This window comes from Alcaligenes sp. WGS1538 (assembly GCF_043187505.1).
GTDB lineage: Bacteria > Pseudomonadota > Gammaproteobacteria > Burkholderiales > Burkholderiaceae_B > Alcaligenes.
This window is the reverse complement of sequence record NZ_CP171109.1, coordinates 3,604,329-3,625,827: the sequence shown is the minus strand read 5'-3', so window position 1 is coordinate 3,625,827 and position 21,499 is coordinate 3,604,329. Positions and strand designations below refer to the sequence as shown.

Genomic DNA, 21,499 nt, shown 5'->3' with positions numbered 1-21,499 from the left:
CGCAGCCCCAGGCGTGCAAGGCCTGAGGGGAGTCAGGCAAGCATGCGGATGGGCAGGCTGCGCATGCGCTTGCCGGTCGCGGCGAACACCGCGTTGCACAGGGCGGGCGCCACGGGCGGCACCGGCGGCTCGCCCACGCCGCCGGGCGGCAGGCTGTGGTCGTTATTGACCAGATGGGTCCGTATCACGCGGGGCGACTGGCCATGGCGCAGCACTTCATAATCGTGGAAGTTGCTCTGCACCACCCGGCCTTTCTCGAAGGTGATCTCGCTGGCCAGCGCCAGACTCAGGCCCATGACGGCTCCGCCCTCCATCTGGGCGCGGATCCGTTCGGGATTGATCTGCGGGCCGCAGTCCAGGGCCATGTCCACGGCCACCACCTGCACCTTGCCCTGCTCCTTGACGGCGACCTCGATCACCGTGGCTGTGTAGCTCATGAAACTGTAGCAGAAGGCCAGCCCCAATCCATGACCTTCGGGCAGCTTCCGTCCCCAGCCGGCGCCCTGGCAGGCGGCCTCGATCACGGCTCGCAGGCGGCCGGTGTCATAGGGGTAGCGCTGCGGCGACTCGCTGTAGTTCCAGGTGTCGGCCAAGGAGCCCGGATCGATCCTGCGCGCCGGCCCGATCAGCTCGAGCGCAAACTGCTTGTGATCCGTGCCTGCATGGTGCGCCAGTTCGGCAATGAAGCATTGCGCGGCGAAGGCATGCGGGATGTTGGCCACCGAGCGGAACCAGCCTATGCGCGCATGCGCCGGCACGGCGGCGGTCTCCACGCGCACATTGGGGATCTGGTAGGGCATGTTGATGGCCGACATGGCCGATTCGAACAGTTGCTGTCCTTGTGCGTTCTGATCGAACAGGGACGCGATGGTGGGCGCGGCGCTGCGGTGCAGCCAGGAGCGGACCTGGCCGTCGCCGTCGATGACGGCTTCCAGACGCTCTACGGACACGGTGTGCAGATAATCGTGCTGGATGTCGTCCTCGCGGGTCCAGATCAGTTTCACCGGAGTGCCTTCGGGCATGGCCTGGGCGACGATGGCGGCTTCATCCACGAAGTCGGGCATGGACTTGCGGCCGAACCCGCCGCCCAGCAGCAGGACGTTGACCTTGACGACTTCGGGCTTGAGCTTCAGGCGCGCCGACACGGCGTCCTGCGCGGCAGCCGGGTTCTGGATCGAGGTCCAGACCTCGGCCTTTCCGCCCTGGATCCGGACCGTGGCCGCGGGCGGCTCCATCGATGCATGGGCCAGGTGCGGCACATAATAATCGGCGCTCAGGCGCCGGTCATCGGACGCTTTCTTCCATTCCCGGGCAACATCGCCTTGTACGCGCATCGCCTTGCCCGGCGCTCGGGCCGCGGCTTCAAGCATCCGGCGATAGGCAGCGGAGTCATAGCTGCCGTTGGGGCCGTCTTCCCATTCCAGGTCCAGCGCCGAGCGCCCCTGCAGGGCCGCCCAGGTGTTGCGAGCCACGACGGCCACGCCGCCCAGGGGCAGGAAGCCGGGCGCGCCCTCGAACGCGGGAATCGTCACGACTTTGAGCACGCCGGGCACCGCCAGCGCCCGGGTCGAATCGACATGGCGCAGCTTGCCGCCCACCACGGGGGGACGCGCCACCACGGCATAGACCATGCTCGGCAGGCGCATGTCCATGCCGTAGAGCGCCCGGCCTTTGCCGATGGCCTCGAGGTCGACCGGCCGGACCTGGCCCTTGCCGATATAGCGGAAGTCCGCGGGTTCTTTCAGCCGGAGGGCATCGACCGCAGGCACGGGCAAGCGGGCCGCCTCGGCAGCCAGTTCGCCAAAGCCAAGGCGGCGGCCCGTGGGGGCATGCACGACTTCATGTTGCTCGGCCCTGAGCTCGGTCACAGGCACCGCCCATCGCGCCGCGGCGGCCGATTCGAGCATCTGGCGGGCGGCGGCGCCCACCCTGCGCATCGGCATCAGGAAGTGCCGCATGCTGCGCGAACCGTCCACGTTCTGGTTGCCATATCGGGCTTCGTCAGCCGGGGCCTGGATGACTTTCACACGGTCCCAGCGGGCCTGCATTTCGTCGGCGACCACCATGGGCAGGCTGGTGCGCACGCCGGTGCCCATTTCCGCTCGGTGAGCCACGATGGTGACGAGGCCGTCCGCGGCAATGGAAACGAAAATCAGCGGATCATCCACGGTGCCGCCGGGCATGGAGTCCGCTCCGAATTTTTGCGCCGGGGCGTCGGCGGCCCAACAGGCCGAGACCAGTCCTCTGGCCGTCACGGCCAGTGTCAGTGCGCCCAGGGAGCCTTGCAGGAATCGGCGCCGGGAGAGCAGGGTGGCCGCGGTCATGAGTGTTCTCCTTGCGCCAGGCGGCCTGCCGCGTCGGTGATGGCGGCGCGGATGCGCGGGTAGGTGCCGCAACGGCAGATATTCCCGTTCATCGCTTCGTCGATCTGCTGGTCGGTGGGCGTTGCCGTGGCCTGAAGCAGGCTGGCGGCCGCCATGATCTGTCCCGCCTGGCAATAGCCGCACTGGGCGACGCTGTGCTCGAGCCAGGCTTGCTGCAGCACTCTGCCCACCCGGTCCGTTTCCAGAGCTTCGATGGTGGAAATGGCGCGTCCGGCCGCTGCCGCGACGGGGGTGACGCAGGCGCGGACGGGGGCGCCGTCCATGTGCAACGTACAGGCGCCGCACAAGGCTGCGCCACAGCCGAACTTGGTGCCGGTCAGGCCCAGTTCGTCGCGCAGCACCCAGAGCAGCGGCATGTCGTCGGGAACGTCGACCTCCCAGTCCCGACCATTGATGTGAAGTGTCGCCATAGGGCCTCCTTGGAGTGGATGACGCTGCGTCCAGCGACCCCTTGGGCGCAGCCTGTCTCGCAAGTCCAGGATTATGCTGGCAAATCCAGGCCGTCATTAATTAGCGAGGTTTATAGCAGTATAAAGATCCTCATGCCCGGCCTGGCGGCGGAGTTGTAAGGCAGATGTTTTTGTTTTTGATTTTTGATTGCTCGGGATCAGCTTCTTGACCCTGCCTCGCGAGTGGCTGCCGGTGTTAACCCGAGCTGGGTAAATGCTTTTCTTGCTGGCGTGATTCTGTTTCTACGATCTTAAGTAAACATCCCTGTTCACAGGGTCTCGCCGATACGCTGCGCCAATCGCTTGTAGAAGCTTGGCCATTTGAAATACCCGGAATGGGCGCCGATGAAGAAACGGCCGGTATCGTACTTGAAGTCATGCACTGTGCCGGCTGAGGTCCCGGTGAAGGTCGGCAGGACCAGAAAGCCCAGCAAGTCATTGGTGTCCAGGATGTTCAGCCAGCGCTTCGCACGCCTGGGCGCGGCGATGGCCTCGTGCGGGGTTTTGTTGCGGTCTGTGCGCCCGGGACTGGTCCACAGCAGCGACATTTCCTCGAACAATCCCACCTGAGCCCCCACGGTTACCCAGGCATCGACCTCCAGATCAGAACCTTCCACGTAATGGGTGAGGACGTCGTAGACGATTTCAGCGCCGAAACTGTGGCAGATGACCACCAGCGGCTCCCTGCTCGAGCGGGCCAGGTCATGGGCCTGCCGCAGCGACTGGAGAATCGTCGCGGCGATGGGGCCGGGCTTGGCGCCGTCGCCGCGCTCGGCCAGATAGCGGAAGGTGTCGCCCATGAGGGTGGCGGCCTTGCGCGTCAGAGGGCGCCGCAAGGGCAGCACGAAGGCATGGGAGATCTGGTCGGGGCCAAGCAGTATCAGGCGCTTCGCTCCCTCTTCGAGCATGCTCCTCAAGCCCGCGTCATGGAATGCCTCCTCTTCACCGGCGGCCTGCATTGGGCTGACCACATCGAGTACCTGTTCCAGCACGCCATTCATGGTGGGCTGCGCCAACCAAGGCTCTGCGGTGTCGGCCAGACGGTTCTGCGCCACGCGGTAGGCCCTGGCCACAGCGAGCATGTCGGCCTGGGATCGGGCTTGCTGGATGACGGCATCGAACAGCAGATCGACGGCGGTGTCGGGACTGCGCCGCGCCACCGCATCCAGGGTGTCTCCGGCCTGCACCGTGCCATCCGCCATGGCGATGCCCAGCGATGGCGGCGGCTCCTGGTCGTCCCTTGTCAGAGACTCCATCTCGCTGCCTTTGGGAATCACCGCCAGGTCATGCCAGAACCTGACCCCGTCATCGCCCCAGTACGGCGCGAAGATGGGGTGCCGGGCATCGATCCCGGCGGCGGGAGCGACGATCTCCCTGAGAAACGCCGCCCGAACCTGCTCCTCACGGCCATAGTCCGCATCCCTGCGACTGTTGACGCCGTGGACGAATACGAATGGCATAAGCCCCTCCTGGGTATATGCAGCGCTCAATTCCCAGCTTAGATTCAAAAATTCCGGACTGGCGTACATTTTCGTCCGCAGGTAACGAGAGATTGCTGGGCGGGGCTACTGTGTTACCAAAAGGCGTTCCTTGCTTGCCTCATGCCGGGTTTTCGTGCCGTTCGAGTGATCCGGATGCCCATCTTCGCCTCAGATCCAATGCAGTTCACGCCCGTGGGGCGATGTCCAAGCTTGTGGCCGGCCATTGACCGTCAGCAGGAACATTCCATCAGGCGCGGGCTCAAGGTCTCGGGCGAATTGGGGAAAGACTCTGGGGCTTTCATTGCTGATCCAGACGCAGTTGGCTGCCAGCATTGTTTCAGCGAATTCGTCCCGGCTGTCCTGGTCAGCGATGTAGCTGAGTACAGCGGAGTGATACACCACCACAGTGGCTTCGGCCGGCGCCTGGGCCATCAAACCCTTCAAGTCGCGGAGCAGATTGCCTCTCACCACCCGGGGCGGCTTGCTGCGAGCGATCCGAATCGCTGCTTGCAATCGTTCCAGCCTGTCCGCATCTTCAGGCCACACCAGCAGCTCCAGCCAGGCGACATCGTCGTCATTGCGGAGGTCGACTGGATTCAAGTCGAGTCCGGCGCGCCAGACGATGTTCGGATATTCGATGGGTAAAGGCGCCGTTCCAGTGACCTTGCAGGGGAAGATGGGACGCGCTGCAGCGCCCTGGCGCGGCAATAAGCGACGTGCTCCCCAGTCGAAGCCATATTCTTCGAAAAGCAGGCACAGCCCCGCAGAGGCCCCCACTTCAATGAGCGCCACATCGCCAGTGATGCTCGCCAGCGACGGCAACAGGACGGAACATCGGCCTGGTTCGTTGGTCTGCGTTGACCGCGAGAGCATGACCTGCCTTATCGCAGCGGCGTGTTCCGCCAGCGATTTCTCGAATGCGTCTATGGAAAGAGGGGTGTCGGCCACTCGCCTGAGAGCGGCAAAGAAGAGGTTGGGCTGCCGTTTGTCCGGCGGCAATGTGCTCAGGAGGGCCAGTGCCGCAGGCGACTGCGAGACATGTATGGAAAGCCGCTCATAAAGAGGCGATCGGCCTGCCGCCTCGGTCCTGGCAAACAGTCGGTAACGTTCGGCAAGTTCATGCACTTGCTTGCTCCTCTGGACGTTGAACACGAGATGCTCCCCACGCAAGGCGATGTTGCCGTCCTGGGCATTCAGGATAGCTGCTCGTTCAGCATTCTAGAGTATCAAGAAGAGGTACCGTAAACTTGCTTTTTGCCTGTAAGTGATCAGGTTTGGCCTCGAAATACAGCCTTTGAAAAGCAAAACGCCAACCCGAAGGGTTGGCGTTTTGCTTGAAGCTGTTGGTGCCGGCTAAAGGAGTTGAACCCTCGACCTTCGCATTACAAGTGCGCTGCTCTACCAACTGAGCTAAGCCGGCGAACTGGGGATTATAACGGGCTTCTGCGTGAACAGGCAATCAGGCCGTGGACTGCCGGGGGCGCCTCTCCGAGAGGGGCTGCCGGAAGGTTCATGCTTTCTGGTTATAAAGGAATGATAAAAAGTTCGTTTTAAATGCTTTATCCCCTACTCATAATGAAATCCATCAAGGCTTTGGTTATATACGCCGGGCCGCAGAACACGTTGTGATGCTACGGGCCCGCATCGGGCTCCCAGGGGAAAAACATGAAATTGAAGTCCGTGGTCGGTTCCGCTCTGCTCTTGTCTTCGCTGCTGGGCGGCGTGGCCGGCGCGCAGGTCACCTTGCTCAATGCTTCCTTCGACGTGGCCCGCGAGACCTTCGCCGCCATCAATCCCAAGTTCGTGGAGCACTGGAAAGCCACTACCGGCCAGGACATCAAGATCGACCAGTCGTTCGCCGGCACGTCCCGCCAGGCCCAGGACATCATCCAGGGCAAGAAGGTGGACACGGTGACCTTCAACCAGGTGACGGACATCGAGTTCCTGGCCGAACGCGGCGCCGTGGCCAAGGACTGGGCCAGCAAGTTCCCCAACAACAGCTCGCCGTACTACAGCACCATCGCCTTCCTGGTACGCAAGGGCAACCCCAAGAACATCAAGTCCTGGGATGATCTGGTGCGCGACGATGTGAAGCTAGTGTTCCCCAACCCCAAGACGTCCGGCAACGCCCGCTACACCTACCTGGCTTCCTGGCTCTACGCCAACGAGAAGTTCGGCGGCGACCAAGCCAAGATCAAGGATTTCGTGCGCAAGGTGCTGGGCAATGTGGAGAGCTTTCCCACGGGCGGCCGCGGCGCGACGGTGGCCTTCGCACAGAACGGCCAGGGCGACGTGCTGCTGACCTTTGAATCCGAAGTCATCAATATCGCCGGCAGCGACGAGTTCAAGGGCAGCGAGCTGGAAATCGTGGTGCCGCCCGTCAGCGTGCTGGCCGAGTTCCCGGTCGCCGTGGTGGACAAGGTCGTGGACCAGAAGGGCACGCGTAAAGAAGCGACGGAATACCTGAAGTTCCAGTACACTCCTGAAATCCAGCGTCTGCTGGCAGGATTCAACTATCGGGTGACTGATCCTGCCGTGGCGAAGGAATTCGAATCCAAATACGCGCCGGTCAAGCTGATCAACCCCACGGACGTGCTGGGTAGCTGGAAAGACATCCAGAGCCAGCATTTCGCAGCCAACGGCATTCTGGACCAATTGCTCGCGAAATAACCGATGACCCGTTCCCTCGTGGACCCGACCGCAGCGCCCCTGGCGGCGCCTGCGGTCAAACCCGTCTTTTTCCTGCGCCGCCCCGTCATCCCAGGTTTTGGCCTGAGCTTCGGCTTCAGCGTCCTGTACCTGTCCATCATCGTCCTGCTGCCGCTCTCGGCGCTGTTCATGTATGTCAGCGACATGAGCATGGCCGACTACTGGCGCGCCGTCACCGACAAGCGCGTGCTCAGCAGCTACCAGGTCACCATCAGCGCGGCCTTCTATTCCACGGTGATCGCCAGCGTGGTGGGCTTCATCATCGCCTGGATCATCACGCGTTTCGATTTTCCGGGGCGCCGGCTGATCGACGCATTGGTGGACCTGCCTTTCGCCCTGCCGACCTCGGTGGCCGGCCTGACCCTGGCGACCCTGTTCGTGCCCGGCGGCTGGTTCGGCCAGTTCCTGCCCGAAGGCTGGAGGATCGCCTACCAGTATCCCGGCATCGTGGTCGCCATGACCTTCACCAGCCTGCCTTTCGTGGTGCGCATCGTGCAGCCGGTGATCGAGGAGCTGGGCGATGAATACGAGGAAGTCGCCCAGACCCTGGGGGCGACGGGCTGGCAGACCTTCTACAAGGTGGTGTTCCCGCCCCTGATCCCGGCCATGGTGACCGGCGCGTCCCAGGCCTTCATACGCAGCCTGGGCGAGTTCGGCGCGGTCATCATGATCGCCGGCAACATTCCCTATAAAACCGAAGTGTCCTCGCTGATGATCTTCGTGCGCCTGCAGGAATTCAACTATCCGGCGGCGGCGGCCATTGCTTCGGTGATCCTGCTGGCGTCCCTGCTGCTGCTCTTCACTTTGCAGCTGGTGCAGAACCGCCTGCTGGGCTGGCAACGGAGGGGCGCATGAGAAAAGCACCCAAGAGTCTGGCGGACCGCCTGATCCTGGCCGTGGGCATCGTGCTGGTGCTGGGCCTGCTGGTGGTGCCGCTGCTGCTGATCTTCTCCAAGGCCCTGGGCGACGGGCTGCCGGCCTTGTGGTCCAACCTGCGGGAAGACTTCATGCTGCACGCCATCGGGCTGACGCTGTTCGTGGCGGTGGTGACGGTGCCGCTGAACATGGTCTTCGGCATCCTGCTGGCCTGGTGCCTGACGCATTACCAGTTTCGCGGGCGGCGCCTGCTGAGCACGCTGGTGGACCTTCCCTATGCGGTCTCGCCCGTGGTGGCCGGCCTGTGCTATCTGGTGGTCTATGGGGTGGAGACGTCCCTGGGCCAATGGTTCAGCGGTCACGACATTCAGTTGATGTTCGCCTGGCCGGGCATCGTCATGGTCACGATCTTCGTCACCACGCCCTATGTGGCGCGCATCCTGATCCCGGTCATGCAGGCCCAGGGTTCGGATGCGGAAGCCGCGGCGCTCAGCCTGGGCGCCAATGGATGGCAGATCTTCTGGCATGTCACCCTGCCCGACATCAAGTGGGCGCTGATATACGGCGTGGTGCTCACCAATGCGCGCGCCATCGGCGAGTTCGGCGCGGTGTCGGTGGTGTCCGGCACCATCATGAACCAGACCCTCACCTTGTCCCTGCTGGTGGACCAGCTCAACAACGACAACAAGGCCGCTGCCGCCTTCACGGCCGCCGCCCTGCTGGCGACCTTCGCCATTGTGTCGGTGATGCTCAAGAGCCTGCTGGAATGGCGCGTGGCCGCCGCACGGCGCCGCAACCAGGCCGAGGCGGTGCAGACTTGAGGAAGTTCAGCCTCAGTCAGTGCGTGGCCTACGTGGGCGCCTGTAACGGCATTTTGTATCGATATGGCCTGCTTTGATGTCCGACTCGACGCGTGCCGGGAGCGCTCAGATAAATCCGCTCTTGTCGTCAGATCGCTGCGGGAAGGGGGGCGGTGCCTTCGCTCAAAATGGCGAGGTATTGCTGATAGCTGAAAACGCGGCCCCGTTTGCGACCGGTGATTTCTTTGATAATGCCGAGCCGTTCCAGGTCAGAGAGCGCTGCATTGACCGTCGGAGTCGAAAGGCCTGTTTGTTGGACGAGTTGACTGGCTGTTAAATAGGGGTGCTGTTGAAACAGATCATGGACGCGTAGGGCTGAGCCAGGTCGGTCACTTTGCGCGGTGATCCGTTCGCGGTCTTCCTTGAATAGATCGACGATCCGGGTGGCGGCGTCGAACGCCTGATTGGCTGTATCTGCGACGCCGGCGAGATAAAAGTCGAGCCAGGCTTCCCATGCGCCGTGCTCGCGCACTTCTTGAAGCAGGCGGTAATAGTCCGTGCGATGAGTTTTGAGATAAAGGCTCAGGTAGAGCAACGGTTTGCGCAGCACTCCGTTGACGCACAGATAAAGGGTGACCAGCAGGCGGCCGATCCTGCCGTTACCGTCCAAGAACGGATGAATGGTTTCGAACTGGACGTGCAGCAGACCTGCCTTAACCAGTGCCGGTAGCCGCGACTGGTCTTCATGCATGAAGCGTTCAAGAGCATCAAGACAAGAGGCCATCTCGGCGGGCGGCGGCGGTACGAAAAGCGCGTTGCCCGGGCGCGACCCGCCTATCCAGTTCTGTGAACGTCGAAATTCGCCGGGGTTTTTCGTGCCGCCGCGCCCACTTTGAAGCAGTCGCGCGTGCATTTCGCGAATCAGGCGCAAGGACAGGGGCAACTCTTTCAGTCGTTCCAAACCATACATCATCGCATCGACGTAGTTTGATACTTCACGAATGTCGTCGATTGGCTGGCCCGCTTGCGCTTCGGTTTCGAAACGGAGCAAATCCGAAAGAGTTGATTGCGTACCTTCGATCTGGGATGAGAGGACTGCTTCTTTCCTGACATACATATAGAGGAACAGTTCCTGACGCGGGAGCAGCATCGTGATGCCGTCCAGACGTCCCAGTGCGCGTTCCGCTAAGCTTAGTCGTTCCAGCAGGGCCAGTACATCGATGGGCGGTTGCGGAGGCAGCGGCGGCGGTACAAAGGCGCGCACGAGCTCGCCCGCAACAGGGGCTTCGACAAAGCGTCCTAGCCGAAGGGTGGGGGAAGATTCAGGCATGCCCCATTATGGAGTTGTGCTTTTATTTAAGCAAATCCATTTTTTTTAAATAGTGAGTGCGTTAAGGTAAGTGCTCTTAAATAACGGTCAATATCAACATTGACCATGCGTCTTTGCGTGAGCCTCGCAGTGATCGGTGAGGTCAGGCAGAACCAATTCGGTGCGGCGTCGAGAGGACTTCTGCGAGGAACAAAAAGCACAAGGGCCCCATGCGGGGCCCTTGTTGCGTGTGCGTCGTGCGTGCTTACTTGACGATCTTCAGGTGCGAAACCTTGCTGCCGTCGCCATCCTTGGCGGGGGCGGGTGCATCGTCGGCCTTTTCGGAGGCGGCGTCGGGCGTATCGCCGCCTGGGTAGGGCTCGGACTCCACCACGTCAAAGCCCATGCCGGCGCCCGTCTCGCGGGCGTAGATGGCCGACACGGCGGCGACGGGTACGAAGATGTCTTCCGTGACGCCGCCAAAGCGGGTCTGGAATTCGATGTAGTCGTTGCCCATGACCAGGCGGTTGGTGGCCAGGTGCCCGATGTTCAGGGTGATCTGGCCGTCCTGGATGTGCCCGCGCGGGACCACGGTATTGGCGTCCACGGTGACGACGATGTGCGGCGTGTAGCCGTTGTCGGTGCACCATTCGTGCAGGGCGCGCAGCAGGTAGGGCTTGGTCGAGGTTTCTTGCATGATGGGATCAGCGACGCATGACTTTTTCGGAGGGCGTCAGCGCCTCGATATAGGCGGGACGCGAGAATACGCGTTCGGCATACTTCTGCACGGGCGCGGCGCTCTTGGGCAGTTCGATGCCGTAGTGGTCCAGGCGCCAGAGCAGGGGGGCGATGGCCACGTCCAGCATGGAGAATTCTTCACCCAGCATGTACTTGTTCTTGAGCAGGATGGGGGCCAGTTGCGCCAGGTGGTTGCGGATCTGCTGGCGGGCCAGGTCCTGGGCCTTGGGGTCGGTGTTGCGGCGGTCTTCCAGGGCGGCCACGTGCACGAACAGTTCCTTTTCGAAGTTGTACAGGAACAGGCGGGTGCGGGCGCGCATGGTGGGGTCCGCGGGCATCAGCTGCGGATGGGGGAAGCGCTCGTCGATGTATTCGTTGATGATGTTCGATTCGTACAGGATCAGGTCGCGTTCGACCAGGATGGGCACCTGTCCGTAGGGGTTCATGACGGCGATATCTTCAGGCTTGTTGTACAAGTCGATGTCGCGGATCTCGAAATCCATGCCTTTTTCAAACAACACGAAACGGCAGCGTTGCGAGAAAGGGCAGGTCGTTCCAGAGTAGAGCACCATCATGGTATGGGATTCCAGTCGTAGAAATAAAAACAAGAGCCTCACGGCTCAAGAAACAAGGCCGCGCGGCTGGGCCTTGGCAAACGGGAAGCCGGGCAGGCCTGGCGGCCAGCCCGACTAGCATAGCGTGTTACTTGATGTCTTTCCAGAACACGCTGTTCAGGCGCCAGGCGACGGCGAAGAACAGCAGCAGGAACAGCATCACGCCCACGCCGATCTTCTTGCGCACCAGCTGGGCGGGTTCGGCCATCCAGCCCATGAAGTTGGCCAGGTCGGCCACGTCGCTGTCGAACTTGGCGGCCTGCTTGGCGTTGACGGGCTCCAGCTTGACGGAGTCCGTGGCATGGCCGGTGTAGTTGGCCAGCGGTTCCTTGGTGACTGTGGAGAAACCGAAGGGATCGTAGGTGGCGGTGGTCTTGACCCACTGCTTGCTGCCGTCGTCCTTGGCTTCTTCGGCCACGGTCGTGCGGTGCAGCGTCACGCCGCCCTGGCGCTCCCACAGGGCGTGGGGCATGCCCACGCTGGGGAAGACCAGGTTGTCCCAGCCGGTGGGGCGGGAAGCGTCGCGGTAGAACGTGCGCAGGTAGGTGTAGATGTAGTCCGTGCCGGTGGGGCCCAGGTTGGCGGATTTGGCGCGGGCGATCACGGACAGGTCCGGCGGCGCGGCGCCGAACCACTTCTTGCCCATTTCCGGCGTCATGGCGATCTTCATGAGGTCGCCCACCTTGTCCGAGGTGAACAGCAGGTTCTTCTTGATGTCTTCGTCGGACAGGCCGATTTCCGTGAGCTTGTTGTAGCGCATGGAGTTGGCGCTGTGACAGTTCAGACAGTAGTTGACGAACAGTTTTGCGCCATTTTGCAGCGCAGCCATGTCGTTGATGCGGTTGGGAGCGCGCTCCAGAGCATAGCCGCCCTCGGCGGCGACAGCCACCGTGCAGGTCAGGGACAAGGCCAGAGCGCCAAGCAGTTTTTTAATCATGGTCATTCCGTTACGTGTTGTGGGCCTAGTGAGGGCGGAAGGTCACGCGATCAGGTTCGGGCTTGAACGTACCCAGGCGGCTCCAGACCGGCATCAGCAGGAAGAAGGCCAGGTAGATCACGGTGCCGATCTGGCTCAGCAGGTTGAACAGATCGTTAGGTGCTTGCGTGCCCAGGTAACCCAGGATCAGGAAGTTGACGATGAAAATCGCGTACAGCACTTTGTGCCAGGTGGGACGATAGCGGATCGACTTGACGGGCGAGGCGTCCAGCCAGGGCAGGAAGAACAGGATCACGACCGCGCCGCCCATGGCCACCACGCCCCAGAACTTGGCGTCGATGATGCGGAACAGCACGGCGATGGCGATCAGGATGGCGGGAACGGCCACGCGCCAGATGCCGGGCAGCTTGCCCTTGACGAACAGCGCGATGGCGGCGATGACCGAGGCGCCGGCCAGGATCCAGGTGAAGTCGGCGGTGGTGGCGCGCAGCATCGAGTAGAACGGCGTGAAGTACCAGACCGGGGCGATGTGCGGAGGCGTCTTCAGGGCGTCGGCCGGGGTGAAGTTGTTGAACTCCAGGAAGTAGCCGCCCATTTCAGGCGCGAAGAACAGGATCGCGGCGAACACGATCAGGAAGCCGGCCACGCCCAAGATGTCGTGCACGGTGTAGTAGGGGTGGAATGGAATGCCGTCCAGGGGGCGACCTTGGGCGTCCTTGGGGCCTTTCTTGATTTCCACGCCGTCGGGGTTGTTGGAACCCACTTCGTGCAGGGCGATCAGGTGGGCCACGACCAGGCCCAGCAGGACCAGGGGAATGGCGATCACGTGCAGGGCGAAGAAGCGGTTCAGGGTGGCGTCGGACACCACGTAGTCGCCGCGGATGAAGATGGCCAGGTCAGGACCGATGAAGGGGATGGCCGAGAACAGGTTCACGATCACCTGGGCGCCCCAGTAGGACATCTGGCCCCAGGGCAGCAGGTAGCCCATGAAGGCTTCGCCCATCAGGCACAGGAAGATGGCCACGCCGAAGATCCAGACCAGTTCGCGGGGCTTGCGGTAGGAGCCGTAGAACAGGCCGCGCAGCATGTGCAGGTACACCACCACGAAGAACATGGAGGCGCCGGTGGAGTGCATGTAGCGGATGATCCAGCCGCCGGGCACTTCGCGCATGATGTATTCGACGGATTCGAACGCCAGCTTGGCGTCGGGCTTGTAGTTCATGACCAGGAAGATCCCGGTCACGATTTGGATGACCAGCACCAGCAGTGCCAGGGAACCGAAGAAGTACCAGAAGTTGAAGTTCTTCGGAGCGTAGTATTCCGACATGTGCTCCTTGTACAGGGATGTCAGGGGGAAACGCCTGTCAATCCATCCCAAGAGTCCTGTCGTTTCGACGGTTTTCTCGCCAGCCATGAAACGGCTCCTTTATCTTTTAATGAATACGTATTGGGTTACAGCCGCCTTAGGCCTTGTTGTCTTCGTCCACGCCGATCGTGACCATCGTGCCGTCGGCCGAGAACTGGTAGGGCGGGATTTCGAGGTTGTCGGGCGCGGGCTTGTTGCTGTAGACGCGGCCGGCCAGGTCGAAGGTCGAACCGTGGCAGGGGCACAGGAAGCCGCCTTCCCAGCCGCCAGGCAGGCCGGCGCCGGCGCCGGCGGCCAGGTGGGGCGTTGGCGAGCAGCCCAGGTGGGTGCAGATACCGATACAGATAAAGATTTCAGGACGACGCGAACGGTACTCGTTCTTGGCGTAGGCGGGCGTGAAGCCGGGGCGGTCCGAATTGGGGTCGGCCAGCTGGCTGTCCAGCTTGGGCAGGGCGTCCAGCTGCTCTTTCGTGCGATGCAGGATCCAGACGGGCTTGCCGCGCCATTCCACGGTGCGCATTTCGCCGGGGGCGATGCTGGAGATGTCCACTTCCACGGGCGCGCCGGCGGCCTTGGCCTTGTCGGACGGAGCAAAGGAGCTGACGAAAGGAACAGCGGTGGCCACACCAGCGACACCACCTAACGCACAGGCGGTGGCGACCCAGGTGCGGCGCGAAGGATCGGGCGGAAGGTTGGGATCAACCGCGCCTATGTCATCGGGCTGTGTCGTAATCTGACTCATTCTAGTATCCTTATTCCTGCCCGATTCGGGCATACCACAATTTACGGATTTGGGCCTGGGTATATTATTCAACCGCGTATTATAGCGTTACCCAGCACAGCATGACTTGATCAAAGGTGAACATATGAACAAGGCTCGAGGTTTTCTCCACGAATTCCGGGAGTTTGCAGTCAAGGGCAACATGATAGACCTCGCGGTCGGTGTCATCATCGGGGCCGCGTTCGGCAAGATCATCGACTCGCTGGTGAAGGACATCATCATGCCCGTCATCAGCTTCATACTGGGGGGCGAAGTCGATTTCACCAATCAATTCACGGTCTTGCGCCTGCCCGAAGGCTACAGCGGCCCTGAAACCTTCGATGCCCTGACCAAGGCGGGCGCCGTTATCCTGTCGTGGGGCAACTTCCTGACCATTCTGATCAATTTCATCCTGCTGGCCTTCGTGGTGTTCTGCATGGTGAAGATGGTCAACCGCATGCGCGACACCGTGGTCAAGAAGGAGGAAGCCGCTCCTGAGCCAACCCCCGAGGACGTGCTGTTGTTGCGCGAGATCCGGGATTCGCTGAAGAAATAAAGGCGTTGCCTGATCAATGCGCTAGAGCAAGGGTGTCGTCAGGCACCCTTTTTTGTTCATGCAAACCAGCCGGCAATGCCAAGTCGGGTCGCTGCCGGATACTTGATTTTAGCCCTTCTTCACCGGGCCGTGTCTAGCTGTCAGCCGCATAAAACCTTGTTCAGCGTCATGTCAGCGCGCCTGTCCGCCGTTCATACGGGATTGTCCAGATCCACGAACTCGACCTCGATGCCAAAGCGCCGGGCGATCTCCTCGCCCAGGGCCTTGGCGCCGTAGCGTTCCGTGGCGTGATGACCCGCCGCCATGAAGGCGATGCCGTTCTCCTGGGCGCTGTGAAAGGTCTGTTCCGAGGCCTCGCCGGTGATGTACAGGTCCGCGCCGGCTTCGATCGCGGCGTCGATGAAACCCTGCGCTCCGCCCGTGCACCAGGCGATGCGGCGTATGTTTCGTTGTAAATCCCCAACAACGAGTGGCTCACGTTGTAAATTACTGCAAACTGTCAGGCGAAAGGTTTCGAGGGTCGCCGGCTCCGCCATTTCGCCCAGCCAGACCAGTCCGTCCGGGCCGCAGGTGCGGGGTCGGCCTTGTTCATCGCGCAGCGGCTCTATCCCCAGCCGGCGCCCCAGCTGGGCGTTATTGCCGAATTCCGGGTGGGCGTCCAGGGGCAGGTGGTAGCCCAGCAGGTTAAGCTGGTGCTGCAGGACGCGTTCGATGCGCGTTTTCCTGGCGCCGCGTATGCAGGGATTCTCGTTCTTCCAGAACCAGCCGTGGTGCACCAGGATGGCGTCCGCTTGGCGGGCGATGGCCGCGTCCACCAGTGCCAGCGATGCGGTCACGCCGGTGACCAGTTTGCGGATGACGGGCTTGCCCTCCACCTGCAGGCCGTTGGGGCAGTAATCCTTGAACCGGGCGGCATCCAGGGTGGTGTCCAGCCAGTTGGCCAGATCGGCAGTTGAAACCTGTGTCATGGAAATCCTTATCTGAATGAGTGCTATGCGTCGATTGTGGCTGGTATTTGCTCAAGCGGTGACGGTCTGTCTGGCGGGCTTCTTTATCGTGGCGACACTCAGGCCGCAATGGCTGGGCGCGCCTGCGACGCCGGTCCGGCCCGCCGCACCTGTCCCGGCGCCGGCTTTGCCGGTCGCGCCGAACGCCGTGCAGGCCAGCCCTGCGCCCTTGTCATACGCGTCCGCCGTCGCCAGCGCCGCGCCCACCGTGGTCAATGTGTACACCAGCAAGCATCTGGACGGCAATCCGTCGCCGTTCCAGGACCCGGAGCTGAACCGCCTGTTCCGCGAACTGCCCGACCTGATCGAGCGCCGACCCAATACCAACCTGGGTTCGGGAGTGATCGTACATGAGGAAGGTTTCATCCTCACCAATTACCATGTGATCGAGGCGGCCGACGCCATCGAGGTCGCCCTGGCCGACGGGCGCCAGGCACGGGCGCGGCTGATAGGCGCGGACCCGGAAAGTGATCTGGCCGTGCTGAAGATCGATCTGCCCGGCCTGACCGCGATTGCGGCCGAGGACAGCTCGGATCTGCGCGTGGGGGATGTGGTGCTGGCCATCGGCAATCCGTTCGGCGTGGGCCAGACCACGACCATGGGCATCGTGTCGGGGCTGGGACGCAACCGCCTGGGCATCAATATCTACGAGAACTTCATCCAGACCGACGCGGCCATCAATCCCGGCAATTCGGGCGGCGCGCTGGTGAATGCGCGCGGCCGGCTGGTGGGCATCAACACCGCCATCTATTCCGAGACGGGCGGATCCCTGGGCATAGGCTTTGCCATCCCCGCCACGACGGCCCTGGCCATCATGGAGGAGATCATCCGCAATGGCGTGGTGACGCGCGGCTGGCTGGGCCTGGAGCCGCAGGACATCACGCCGGATCTGGCCAAGGTCTTCCATCTGGACAGCGACGAAGGCGTCATCATCGCCAGCCTGCAGCACCAGGGCCCGGGCGCCCAGGCGGGCATGCGGGTGGGGGATATCGTGCTGCGCTTCAATGGCCAGAAGGTCACGGACTCCATCGGCCTGCTGAACCAGATCGCGCCCATCAAGCCCGGCCAGGAGGTCGCCCTGTCCCTGCTGCGCGAGGGCAGGACGCTGGAGCTGAAGGTCAAGGTGGGCGCGCGGCCGGCGGCCCGGAACCGCTGAAGGCCCGCTGCCGCTTTGTTTTCACGTGGCAAAAAAAGAGCCCCTTGTCATGGCGACAAGGGGCTTTTTACCGTGGACCGGGATGCGTTCTAGAGATCCAGCTCGCGTCTTTTGCTTTCCGGGACCTCGCGTTTCTTGATCATGCTGGCCGCCAGGATGCCCATTTCGTACAGCAGGCACAGCGGCGCGGCCAGCAGGATCTGGCTGACCACGTCCGGGGGCGTGACGATGGCGGCAATCACGAAGGCGCCCACGATGACGTAGCCGCGGATCTCGCGCAGCTTGGCCACCGTGACCACGCCGGTCTTGACCAGCAGGATCACGGCGATGGGCACTTCGAAGGTGATGCCGAAGGCCATGAACATGGTCATGACAAAGCCCAGGTAGGCTTCGATGTCCGGCGCCGGCGTGATGGACTGCGGCGCGAAGGTGGCGATGAAGTGGAACACCGTGCGGAACACCACGAAATAGCAGAAGGCCATGCCTGCGATGAACAGCAGGGTGCTGGTGAAGATCAGCGGCAGGGCCAGCTTTTTTTCGTGGCTGTACAGGCCGGGCGCGATGAAGGCCCAGGCCTGGTAGAGCACCACGGGCAGGGCCAGCACGAAGGCGGCCATCAGGGTGACCTTGACGGGCACCATGAAGGGCGTGATGACGCCGGTGGCGATCATGCGCGTGCCTTCGGGCAGCGAGGCCATCATGGGCTGGGCCAGCACGTCGTAGATGGCCGAGGCGCCGGGGTACATGAACAGCACCACGAAAATGCCCACCACGGTCAGCACGGCCCGCAGCAGGCGGGTGCGCAGCTCGATCAGGTGGGAGATGAAGGAGTCTTCCTGAGGCGCTTCGGTGCTCATGCCGTCGGTCCTTTGGGGTTGGAGGCGGGAGCGTCCCCTGGAGCGGACTGTGCGGGCGCGGGCCTGGCCGCGTCCTGCGGCGCGTGGCCGGCGGCGGGCTCGGGAGCGGCGGGCGGCGCGTCCGCTTTCCGGGCGGGCTCGTCGGCCTGGGCGGACAGGGCGCTGCGCGCCGAGTCCGAGGCCTGCTGGAGGGCGTCGCGCGCCTGCTCCAGCGGCTGGCTCAGGCTCTTGCCCGTGTCTTCGACGGAAGAGCGCACGGAACGGGCCGCCTCTTCCATCTGGTCCTTGAGCTTGTTGACTTCGTCCAGGTTGATTTCGCGCTGGATGTCGGACTTGACCTCGTTGACATAGCGCTGCGCGCGGCCGAGCAGGTGCCCTGCCGTGCGAGCCACCTTGGGCAGGCGCTCGGGACCGATGACGATCAGGGCGACCACGCCGATGACGATTAACTCGGTAAAGCTGACATCAAACATTGAAGCTCACACAAAAGCGATCAGGCGCGATCGGATTTTTCCTTGGCCTGCACGTCTATGGTCTGAGGATCGGCGGCGCGCTGGCTGACCGATTCGGGGGTCTTGCCGTCGTCGGCCGCGTCTTTCATGCCTTCCTTGAAGCCCTTGACGGCGCCGCCCAGGTCCGAGCCGATGTTGCGCAGCTTCTTGGTGCCGAAAATGAGGGCGACGATGACCAGGACGACCAGCCAGTGCCAAATGCTAAAGCTACCCATAATGTATCTCCGTTATGCAGCCACGGCTGCGCGATGTGCCCATGGGCGCGGACCGCCCAGGATGTGCATGTGTAAGTGATTGATTTCCTGCCCGCCGTCGAGGCCGTTGTTGATCACGACGCGAAAGCCGCCTTCGGGTCCGGGACGGCAGCCTGCCTGGGCAGCCAGCGTCGGGGCCATTGCCAACATTTTACCCAACCACACGCTGTCTTCGGGAGAAATTGCCTGCAGGGACTGCACGTGCTGCTTGGGGATTACCAGTAGATGTACCGGAGCGGCCGGATTGATGTCGTGGATGACCAGGAAGTCCTCGTCCTCGTAGACTTTCTTGGAGGGAATGTCGCCGGCGGCGATTTTACAGAAGAGACAGTTCTCGCTCATAGGAACCTCGGTAGCGGGACGCCCGCCCGGCGGGCGCCTTGAATAAGTCCATGTATCCGGACAGTGTATCGCGTCTGCGTGACAGGATTACAGTCCGTCGCGCGGCCGGGAGGCTTTTTCCGCCAGTCCGGAGGTGCCCTCGCGGCGCACCAGCTCGGCCAGCACGTCGCGCGGCTCCAGGCCGTAGTAGGTCAGGGCCACCAGGCTGTGGAACCACAGGTCGGCGGTCTCGCTGACGATGCGCTCGCGCTGTTCGTCCTTGGCGGCCATGACCAGTTCCGTGGCTTCTTCGCCTATCTTCTTCAGAAAGGCGTCCGGCCCCTTGGCGAACAGCTTGGCGGCGTAGGACGATGCCGGGTCGCCGCCCTGTGCGGGCAGGCGCGACTTCAGGGTGCGGCCCAGGTGTTCCAGGATGGTGTCGGGATTCAGTTCTTGGCTCATCGGTAGATGTGCTCCGGGTCCTTCAGCACGGGATCGGTGATGGCCCATTGCGCCTGCTCGTCCCGCCCCTGCAGCTGGCGAAAGAAGCAGCTTTCCCGGCCGGTATGGCAGGCGATGTGGCCGACCTGCTCGACGCTCAGGAGGATGACATCGCCGTCGCAGTCCAGGCGGATGTCCGAGACGTGCTGGACGTGGCCGGATTCCTCGCCCTTGCGCCAGAGGCGCTGGCGCGAGCGCGACCAGTACACGGCGCACCGCGTGCGAGCCGTCTCCAGCAGCGACTCCTGGTTCATCCAGGCGACCATCAAGATTTTTCCGCTGGCCTGGTCCTGGGCGATGGCGGGGATCAGTCCCTGCTCGTCGAACCGGACCTCGGCCAGCCAGGCGGGTAGGGTAGACATCAGCGGCGTACCTGTATGCCTTGGGCGGCCATGAAGTCCTTGGCCTCGGCGATCGTATGTTGTCCGTAATGGAAAATGCTGGCGGCCAGCACGGCGCTGGCGCCGCCCTGCAGCACGCCATCGGCCAGGTCCTGCAGCCCGCCCACGCCGCCGGAGGCGATCACGGGCACGGAGACGGCGCTGGAGACGGCGCGGGTCAGTTCGAGGTCGAAGCCCGACTTGGTGCCGTCGCGGTCCATGCTGGTCAGCAGCAGCTCGCCCGCGCCGTAGTCGGCCATGCGCACCGCCCATTCCACCACGTCCAGCCCGGTGGCCCGGCGGCCGCCGTGGGTGAACACTTCCCAGCGGGGCGGCTCGCCCGCGGCGCTGACGCGGCGCGCGTCGATGGCCACCACGATGCACTGGTTGCCGTGGTGGTCGCTGGCGGCGCGCACCAGGTCCGGATTGGTGATGGCGGCGCTGTTGATGGAGACCTTGTCGGCGCCCGCATTGAGCAGGCGCTGCACGTCCGCCACTTCGCGCACGCCGCCGCCCACCGTCAGCGGAATGAACACCTGGCTGGCGACTTGCTCGATGATGGGCAGGATCAGGTCGCGGTTGTCCGAGGTGGCGGTGATGTCCAGGAAGGTGAGTTCGTCCGCGCCTTGTTCGTTGTACTGGCGGGCGATCTCGACGGGATCGCCGGCATCGACCAGGTCCACGAAGTTCACGCCCTTGACCACGCGTCCGGCGGTCACGTCCAGGCAGGGGATGATGCGGCAGGAGAGTTCGCTGGCGACGTCCTGGCTCATGCCTGGTACTCGTCGGCGAATTCCTGGGCCTGGGCGAAGTCCAGCGTGCCTTCGTAGATGCTGCGGCCCAGGATCACGCCTTCCACGCCTTCGGATTCGACGGCGCACAGGGCCTCGATGTCCTTCAGGTTGGTGACGCCGCCCGAGGCGATGACGGGGATCTTCACGTGCTGGGACAGGCGTACGGTGGCTTCGATGTTCACGCCCGAGAGCATGCCGTCGCGGCCGATGTCGGTGTAGATGATGGACTCGCAGCCGTAGTCCTCGAACTTCTTGGCCAGGTCCAGCACGTCGTGGCGGGTCAGCTTGCTCCAGCCGTCCGTGGCGATCTTGCCGTCGCGCGCGTCCAGGCCCACGATGATGCTGCCGGGGAAGGCGCTGCAGGCGTCCTGCAGGAAGCCCGGGCTCTTGACCGCGGCGGTGCCGATGATGACATAGCTCATGCCGACATCCAGGTAGCGCTCTATCGTGTCCAGGTCGCGGATGCCGCCGCCGATCTGCACGGGGATTTCGCCATCGACGGCCTTGAGGATGGATTTGATGGCTTCCACGTTTTTGGGCTTGCCGGCGAAGGCGCCGTTCAGGTCCACCAGATGCAGACGGCGAGCACCTGCTTCCAGCCATTGTGTCGCTATTTCGGCCGGATCATCGGAGAAAACAGTAGCATCGTCCAGGTCGCCCTGGCGAAGGCGCACGCAACGCCCGTCTTTGAGGTCGATGGCGGGGATCAAAAGCATGGTCTTTAGCCGTAAAAACGTA

The 21,499-nt window shown here is 62.9% G+C and carries 24 protein-coding genes and 1 tRNA gene; 5 read left to right on the top strand and 20 right to left on the bottom strand.

The window, feature by feature from the left end; translation table 11 throughout:
* Positions 1–32 precede the first annotated feature (32 nt).
* From ACF3ND_RS16900 to ACF3ND_RS16880, 5 genes are all read right to left on the bottom strand, one after another.
* Entirely contained in the window at positions 33–2,324 is a 2,292-nt protein-coding gene (locus tag ACF3ND_RS16900; RefSeq protein ID WP_394062537.1) for a molybdopterin cofactor-binding domain-containing protein, read from the bottom strand.
* Complete coding sequence (locus ACF3ND_RS16895) at positions 2,321–2,794, bottom strand: (2Fe-2S)-binding protein (RefSeq protein WP_394062535.1); 474 nt, start codon at positions 2,792–2,794, stop codon at positions 2,321–2,323. Before ACF3ND_RS16895 ends, ACF3ND_RS16900 begins: the two co-directional genes overlap by 4 nt.
* 308 nt (positions 2,795–3,102) lie before the next feature.
* A complete protein-coding gene (locus ACF3ND_RS16890) occupies positions 3,103–4,293 on the bottom strand; it encodes a hypothetical protein (protein ID WP_394062534.1) in 1,191 nt (396 codons plus the stop codon).
* Between the two features lie 189 nt (positions 4,294–4,482).
* Positions 4,483–5,439, bottom strand: coding sequence for a DUF2332 domain-containing protein (locus ACF3ND_RS16885; RefSeq protein ID WP_394062532.1), 957 nt, complete (start codon positions 5,437–5,439; stop codon positions 4,483–4,485).
* Between the two features lie 219 nt (positions 5,440–5,658).
* A tRNA-Thr gene (locus ACF3ND_RS16880) sits at positions 5,659–5,734 on the bottom strand.
* A gap of 245 nt (positions 5,735–5,979) precedes the next feature.
* Here ACF3ND_RS16880 and cysP point away from each other — a divergent pair.
* From cysP to cysW, 3 genes are read left to right on the top strand one after another with little or no spacing between them, the layout of a single operon-like run.
* Entirely contained in the window at positions 5,980–6,984 is a 1,005-nt protein-coding gene (gene cysP, locus ACF3ND_RS16875; protein WP_394062530.1) for a thiosulfate ABC transporter substrate-binding protein CysP, read from the top strand.
* Positions 6,985–6,987: 3 nt separating this feature from the next.
* The gene (gene cysT, locus ACF3ND_RS16870) at positions 6,988–7,878 is read left to right on the top strand and encodes a sulfate ABC transporter permease subunit CysT (protein ID WP_394062528.1); all 891 of its coding nucleotides are present in this window, start codon (positions 6,988–6,990) and stop codon (positions 7,876–7,878) included.
* Positions 7,875–8,720, top strand: coding sequence for a sulfate ABC transporter permease subunit CysW (gene cysW / locus ACF3ND_RS16865; RefSeq protein ID WP_394062526.1), 846 nt, complete (start codon positions 7,875–7,877; stop codon positions 8,718–8,720). Before cysT ends, cysW begins: the two co-directional genes overlap by 4 nt.
* A 127-nt stretch (positions 8,721–8,847) precedes the next feature.
* Here the strand turns inward: cysW and ACF3ND_RS16860 are convergent, their stop codons facing one another.
* The 6 genes from ACF3ND_RS16860 to petA form a co-directional block, all read right to left on the bottom strand.
* Positions 8,848–10,029, bottom strand: coding sequence for a Fic family protein (locus ACF3ND_RS16860; protein ID WP_394062524.1), 1,182 nt, complete (start codon positions 10,027–10,029; stop codon positions 8,848–8,850).
* A 244-nt stretch (positions 10,030–10,273) separates the two neighbouring features.
* A complete protein-coding gene (locus tag ACF3ND_RS16855) occupies positions 10,274–10,705 on the bottom strand; it encodes a ClpXP protease specificity-enhancing factor (RefSeq protein ID WP_394062522.1) in 432 nt (143 codons plus the stop codon).
* 7 nt (positions 10,706–10,712) lie between these two features.
* The gene (locus tag ACF3ND_RS16850) at positions 10,713–11,321 is read right to left on the bottom strand and encodes a glutathione S-transferase N-terminal domain-containing protein (protein ID WP_394062521.1); all 609 of its coding nucleotides are present in this window, start codon (positions 11,319–11,321) and stop codon (positions 10,713–10,715) included.
* Between the two features lie 127 nt (positions 11,322–11,448).
* Positions 11,449–12,303 carry a cytochrome c1 gene (locus ACF3ND_RS16845; protein WP_394062520.1) on the bottom strand — a complete coding sequence of 285 codons (855 nt, stop codon included), beginning with the start codon at positions 12,301–12,303 and terminating at the stop codon, positions 11,449–11,451.
* Positions 12,304–12,322: 19 nt separating this feature from the next.
* Complete coding sequence (locus ACF3ND_RS16840; RefSeq protein WP_394062519.1) at positions 12,323–13,711, bottom strand: cytochrome bc complex cytochrome b subunit; 1,389 nt, start codon at positions 13,709–13,711, stop codon at positions 12,323–12,325.
* Positions 13,712–13,760: 49 nt separating this feature from the next.
* Positions 13,761–14,405, bottom strand: a complete 645-nt coding sequence (petA, locus tag ACF3ND_RS16835) for a ubiquinol-cytochrome c reductase iron-sulfur subunit (RefSeq protein WP_394062517.1) — start codon at positions 14,403–14,405, stop codon at positions 13,761–13,763.
* Between the two features lie 124 nt (positions 14,406–14,529).
* On the opposite strand from petA, the gene mscL reads away from it, so the two are divergent.
* Positions 14,530–14,979, top strand: coding sequence for a large conductance mechanosensitive channel protein MscL (gene mscL, locus ACF3ND_RS16830; RefSeq protein ID WP_394062515.1), 450 nt, complete (start codon positions 14,530–14,532; stop codon positions 14,977–14,979).
* A 191-nt stretch (positions 14,980–15,170) separates the two neighbouring features.
* Here mscL and ACF3ND_RS16825 read toward each other — a convergent pair whose 3' ends face one another.
* Positions 15,171–15,947 (bottom strand): Nif3-like dinuclear metal center hexameric protein, encoded by a 777-nt coding sequence (locus ACF3ND_RS16825; RefSeq protein WP_394062513.1) that lies wholly within the window; start codon positions 15,945–15,947, stop codon positions 15,171–15,173.
* A gap of 25 nt (positions 15,948–15,972) precedes the next feature.
* On the opposite strand from ACF3ND_RS16825, the gene ACF3ND_RS16820 reads away from it, so the two are divergent.
* Positions 15,973–17,142: a S1C family serine protease gene (locus ACF3ND_RS16820; RefSeq protein ID WP_394065859.1), complete on the top strand. Its 1,170-nt coding sequence runs from the start codon at positions 15,973–15,975 to the stop codon at positions 17,140–17,142.
* Between the two features lie 89 nt (positions 17,143–17,231).
* On the opposite strand, the gene tatC is transcribed toward ACF3ND_RS16820, so the two are convergent.
* From tatC to hisA, 8 genes are all read right to left on the bottom strand, one after another.
* The gene (gene tatC, locus ACF3ND_RS16815; RefSeq protein WP_394062511.1) at positions 17,232–17,999 is read right to left on the bottom strand and encodes a twin-arginine translocase subunit TatC; all 768 of its coding nucleotides are present in this window, start codon (positions 17,997–17,999) and stop codon (positions 17,232–17,234) included.
* Positions 17,996–18,472: a Sec-independent protein translocase protein TatB gene (tatB, locus tag ACF3ND_RS16810; protein ID WP_394062509.1), complete on the bottom strand. Its 477-nt coding sequence runs from the start codon at positions 18,470–18,472 to the stop codon at positions 17,996–17,998. Before tatB ends, tatC begins: the two co-directional genes overlap by 4 nt.
* 20 nt (positions 18,473–18,492) lie before the next feature.
* On the bottom strand, positions 18,493–18,726 hold the full coding sequence (tatA, locus tag ACF3ND_RS16805) for a Sec-independent protein translocase subunit TatA (protein WP_394062507.1): 234 nt from the start codon (positions 18,724–18,726) through the stop codon (positions 18,493–18,495).
* 12 nt (positions 18,727–18,738) lie between these two features.
* Positions 18,739–19,107: a histidine triad nucleotide-binding protein gene (locus tag ACF3ND_RS16800; protein ID WP_394062505.1), complete on the bottom strand. Its 369-nt coding sequence runs from the start codon at positions 19,105–19,107 to the stop codon at positions 18,739–18,741.
* An 87-nt stretch (positions 19,108–19,194) separates the two neighbouring features.
* Complete coding sequence (locus ACF3ND_RS16795) at positions 19,195–19,548, bottom strand: phosphoribosyl-ATP diphosphatase (protein WP_394062503.1); 354 nt, start codon at positions 19,546–19,548, stop codon at positions 19,195–19,197.
* Positions 19,545–19,949 (bottom strand): phosphoribosyl-AMP cyclohydrolase, encoded by a 405-nt coding sequence (gene hisI, locus ACF3ND_RS16790; RefSeq protein WP_394062501.1) that lies wholly within the window; start codon positions 19,947–19,949, stop codon positions 19,545–19,547. The genes ACF3ND_RS16795 and hisI overlap by 4 nt, the downstream gene beginning before the upstream one ends.
* Entirely contained in the window at positions 19,949–20,740 is a 792-nt protein-coding gene (gene hisF, locus ACF3ND_RS16785) for an imidazole glycerol phosphate synthase subunit HisF (protein ID WP_394062499.1), read from the bottom strand. The genes hisI and hisF overlap by 1 nt, the downstream gene beginning before the upstream one ends.
* Positions 20,737–21,477, bottom strand: a complete 741-nt coding sequence (gene hisA, locus ACF3ND_RS16780; protein ID WP_394062497.1) for a 1-(5-phosphoribosyl)-5-[(5-phosphoribosylamino)methylideneamino]imidazole-4-carboxamide isomerase — start codon at positions 21,475–21,477, stop codon at positions 20,737–20,739. Before hisA ends, hisF begins: the two co-directional genes overlap by 4 nt.
* Positions 21,478–21,499: the final 22 nt, after the last annotated feature.

What these genes read in the sequence shown, in the direction of transcription:
- ACF3ND_RS16795 (WP_394062503.1), bottom strand. Translation starts at nt 19,548, where the DNA reads ATGAGCCAAGAACTGAATCCCGACACCATCCTGGAACACCTGGGCCGC.
- hisI (WP_394062501.1), bottom strand. Translation starts at nt 19,949, where the DNA reads ATGTCTACCCTACCCGCCTGGCTGGCCGAGGTCCGGTTCGACGAGCAG.
- hisF (WP_394062499.1), bottom strand. Translation starts at nt 20,740, where the DNA reads ATGAGCCAGGACGTCGCCAGCGAACTCTCCTGCCGCATCATCCCCTGC.
- ACF3ND_RS16855 (WP_394062522.1), bottom strand. Translation starts at nt 10,705, where the DNA reads ATGCAAGAAACCTCGACCAAGCCCTACCTGCTGCGCGCCCTGCACGAA.
- ACF3ND_RS16820 (WP_394065859.1), top strand. Translation starts at nt 15,973, where the DNA reads ATGCGTCGATTGTGGCTGGTATTTGCTCAAGCGGTGACGGTCTGTCTG.
- ACF3ND_RS16850 (WP_394062521.1), bottom strand. Translation starts at nt 11,321, where the DNA reads ATGATGGTGCTCTACTCTGGAACGACCTGCCCTTTCTCGCAACGCTGC.
- tatC (WP_394062511.1), bottom strand. Translation starts at nt 17,999, where the DNA reads ATGAGCACCGAAGCGCCTCAGGAAGACTCCTTCATCTCCCACCTGATC.
- tatA (WP_394062507.1), bottom strand. Translation starts at nt 18,726, where the DNA reads ATGGGTAGCTTTAGCATTTGGCACTGGCTGGTCGTCCTGGTCATCGTC.
- ACF3ND_RS16860 (WP_394062524.1), bottom strand. Translation starts at nt 10,029, where the DNA reads ATGCCTGAATCTTCCCCCACCCTTCGGCTAGGACGCTTTGTCGAAGCC.
- ACF3ND_RS16890 (WP_394062534.1), bottom strand. Translation starts at nt 4,293, where the DNA reads ATGCCATTCGTATTCGTCCACGGCGTCAACAGTCGCAGGGATGCGGAC.
- cysP (WP_394062530.1), top strand. Translation starts at nt 5,980, where the DNA reads ATGAAATTGAAGTCCGTGGTCGGTTCCGCTCTGCTCTTGTCTTCGCTG.
- ACF3ND_RS16825 (WP_394062513.1), bottom strand. Translation starts at nt 15,947, where the DNA reads ATGACACAGGTTTCAACTGCCGATCTGGCCAACTGGCTGGACACCACC.
- ACF3ND_RS16800 (WP_394062505.1), bottom strand. Translation starts at nt 19,107, where the DNA reads ATGAGCGAGAACTGTCTCTTCTGTAAAATCGCCGCCGGCGACATTCCC.
- mscL (WP_394062515.1), top strand. Translation starts at nt 14,530, where the DNA reads ATGAACAAGGCTCGAGGTTTTCTCCACGAATTCCGGGAGTTTGCAGTC.
- cysW (WP_394062526.1), top strand. Translation starts at nt 7,875, where the DNA reads ATGAGAAAAGCACCCAAGAGTCTGGCGGACCGCCTGATCCTGGCCGTG.
- hisA (WP_394062497.1), bottom strand. Translation starts at nt 21,477, where the DNA reads ATGCTTTTGATCCCCGCCATCGACCTCAAAGACGGGCGTTGCGTGCGC.
- petA (WP_394062517.1), bottom strand. Translation starts at nt 14,405, where the DNA reads ATGAGTCAGATTACGACACAGCCCGATGACATAGGCGCGGTTGATCCC.
- ACF3ND_RS16845 (WP_394062520.1), bottom strand. Translation starts at nt 12,303, where the DNA reads ATGACCATGATTAAAAAACTGCTTGGCGCTCTGGCCTTGTCCCTGACC.
- ACF3ND_RS16900 (WP_394062537.1), bottom strand. Translation starts at nt 2,324, where the DNA reads ATGACCGCGGCCACCCTGCTCTCCCGGCGCCGATTCCTGCAAGGCTCC.
- tatB (WP_394062509.1), bottom strand. Translation starts at nt 18,472, where the DNA reads ATGTTTGATGTCAGCTTTACCGAGTTAATCGTCATCGGCGTGGTCGCC.
- ACF3ND_RS16840 (WP_394062519.1), bottom strand. Translation starts at nt 13,711, where the DNA reads ATGGCTGGCGAGAAAACCGTCGAAACGACAGGACTCTTGGGATGGATT.
- cysT (WP_394062528.1), top strand. Translation starts at nt 6,988, where the DNA reads ATGACCCGTTCCCTCGTGGACCCGACCGCAGCGCCCCTGGCGGCGCCT.
- ACF3ND_RS16895 (WP_394062535.1), bottom strand. Translation starts at nt 2,794, where the DNA reads ATGGCGACACTTCACATCAATGGTCGGGACTGGGAGGTCGACGTTCCC.